The 2403-nt window shown below is 28.7% G+C and carries 5 protein-coding genes; all 5 read right to left on the reverse strand.

The features are described 5' to 3' along the window. Window positions 1-450: hypothetical protein (locus PKV21_07660; GenBank protein ID HOM27365.1), on the reverse strand; the 450-nt coding region annotated here is incomplete at its 3' end. A 14-nt stretch (window positions 451-464) separates the two neighbouring features. Next, window positions 465-1484 (reverse strand): hypothetical protein, encoded by a 1020-nt coding sequence (locus PKV21_07665; protein HOM27366.1) that lies wholly within the window; start codon window positions 1482-1484, stop codon window positions 465-467. Window positions 1485-1572: 88 nt separating this feature from the next. Next, the gene (locus PKV21_07670) at window positions 1573-1809 is read right to left on the reverse strand and encodes a hypothetical protein (protein HOM27367.1); all 237 of its coding nucleotides are present in this window, start codon (window positions 1807-1809) and stop codon (window positions 1573-1575) included. A 7-nt stretch (window positions 1810-1816) separates the two neighbouring features. Further along, window positions 1817-2002: a hypothetical protein gene (locus PKV21_07675; protein HOM27368.1), complete on the reverse strand. Its 186-nt coding sequence runs from the start codon at window positions 2000-2002 to the stop codon at window positions 1817-1819. Between the two features lie 37 nt (window positions 2003-2039). Beyond that, on the reverse strand, window positions 2040-2403 hold a 364-nt coding region (locus PKV21_07680), incomplete at its 5' end, for a hypothetical protein (protein ID HOM27369.1).

The following is a 2403-nucleotide window of genomic DNA, read 5'->3' on the forward strand; positions in this document are numbered from 1 at the left end:
ATATACCCTTGCGTTATCAAAAATTATTGAATTTCCTAATACTCTTGCGTTCCCAGATATCATTGCGTTTTCATATACCCTTGCGTTATCAAAAATTATTGAATTTCCTAATACTCTTGCGTTCCCAGATATCATTGCGTTTTCATATACCCTTGCGTTATCAAAAATTATTGAATTTCCTAATACTCTTGCGTTCCCATATACTCTTGCGTTATCAGATATCAGTGCGTTTCCATATACACTTACACTTTCATATACTCTTGCGTTATTAAAAACCATTGCGTTATCATATATCCAACAATTTCCTTCCTGTGATAGATTTTTTTCACTTTCTACAAAACCTCCCAATTCTCCTTTTTTAACATCTCCAAAATCCTTATCCGCCATTATTTGATATAACTTCCTTCCATTTACATTAATTTTGTTATTTGTTAAATGATATTTTTTCATAGTTTTATTTTTATTTATAAATCTTTTAATTTAGTATTTATGCTTGTGTTAAATTCATTCGCTATTGCGTTAGCATACGCTTTCCTTTCGTTTAAAGGAGATGTTGAAGCCCAAACATCAACAAATTCACTAATATTCATATCTGTTGTGTAATACTTGCTCTTTCCGTCCCAAATATAATTTAATTGAGAATATAAAGCATTCCACCCATCTTCTTCTGTCATAAATTTAGCAAATCCTTTTTCCCCTAATACCGCATTTTTCTGTCCGACATAAACTAAATTTCCAGGATTATTATTTCTCTTCGCTAAACTTCCTTTAACATAAAATCCTTCTTGTTTTGCTATCGTTTTTGCTAATCTATTTATCACATCTTCTCTATTTTGTATTTTAGAAGCCTCTAATTTCTTTTTTAAAATCTCTACAATGCTATTTAAAATTCCAATTATCGCTATCATTGTTGTTGCTATTCCTTTTATCGGCAAATCAGCAAATAACTTGTCTTTATAAGGTTCAATTGAGTTATGATAAACATTCTCGCATATCAATGTCATTTCCTCTTCTGTTGCTTTCGGATTTGATTTTTTATACTCCATACAAGCCTGGTCCAGATAATCAGTAATATTTATTTTCCAGGCATTTCTTAAAATTCCAAAAAATGCGTGTATTGTTTCGTGAGCAAAAGCCCTCCAAACCCAATTATCAGGCCTTTTAGCAAATTCTTCGCTTATAGGCATATCAACGCAAACGCTTCCATTAAAATCATTCCAGTAATGAGTTGTAAATGCTTTATTAGATTCAGAGTGAGTGGGAGCGTGTAAAAAATATATAATGTGATATTCACCAGGAGTTTCGTATTTCCCACTCATCTTTTTCATAAAATTTTGTGATAAAGCATATAAAGAGTTTATGTTGCTATTATTGTTATTATATTCCTGATATTCCAATTCATCATCAAAATCTTTATAATCTATAACATAAAGAATTCCCAATTTTTCAAGCCATTTTCTAAAATATCTATATTCTTCATTCAATTCATTCTCATACGGCTTAATTGTTTTATGTTTTAAAAAAAGAAGCTTCATTTTTTTATTTTTTTATTTTTTAATAAATAATAAGGATTTATAATAAATGCTTGTCTTGCTTTTTTTCTTTTCCTTTAATCAGCCTTTTTTCTTCCACTAATCTTTCAGATATCATTCTTGCCCTTTCCCTTGTAAAATTAAATTCTTCTCCGATTTCTTGAAGTGTCGGCATCATTCCATTTTTTAAAAAGAAGTTTAATATAAAGTTAAACACTCTATCATTATTTTTCTTTTTAATTTCGCTTCTTAAAACTGCTTTATATTTATTTTTCATATTATTTTTAATTTTTATTGTTTTCTTTTTTACCAATCAATAAATATCCTATTACAGCAAAAATTCCAAAAAGAAGTCCAAATAATAAAGCAAGTTTTTTGCTTCTTCCTTTTTTTTCTGCTAACTTATAGCACCAAAACATAATTAATATATAAATAGCAATTTGAAATAATGTTATAAATAATATTTCCATAGTTTTTATTTTAATTTTTAATAATTTAGTTTATCTTTTATCTTAAAATACATCTCTGCTTCTTCTCTAATATCTTCATTTTCATCTTTCTTTGCTTCCTCTGTAAATCCCATGCTCTGTATGCTTCTAACCTAATAAGATAATATTCATCTCTCTTTGCTTCATCAGTAAATCCCAATGCTCTGTATGCTTCTAACCTAATAAGATAATATTCATCTCTCTTTGCTTCATCAGTAAATCCCAATGCTCTGTATGCTTCTAACCTAATAAGATAATATTCATCTCTCTTTGCTTCATCAGTAAATCCCAATGCTCTGTATGCTTCTAACCTAATAAGATAATATTCATCTCTCTTTGCTTCATCAGTAAATCCCAATGCTCTGTATGCTTCTAACCTAATA

The organism is bacterium (assembly GCA_035371905.1).
Lineage (GTDB): Bacteria > Ratteibacteria > UBA8468 > B48-G9 > JAFGKM01 > JAMWDI01.

Excerpts from the sequence above, each read along its gene's own strand:
- PKV21_07670 (HOM27367.1), bottom strand. The coding sequence starts at position 1,809 with ATGAAAAATAAATATAAAGCAGTTTTAAGAAGCGAAATTAAAAAGAAA.
- PKV21_07675 (HOM27368.1), bottom strand. The coding sequence starts at position 2,002 with ATGGAAATATTATTTATAACATTATTTCAAATTGCTATTTATATATTA.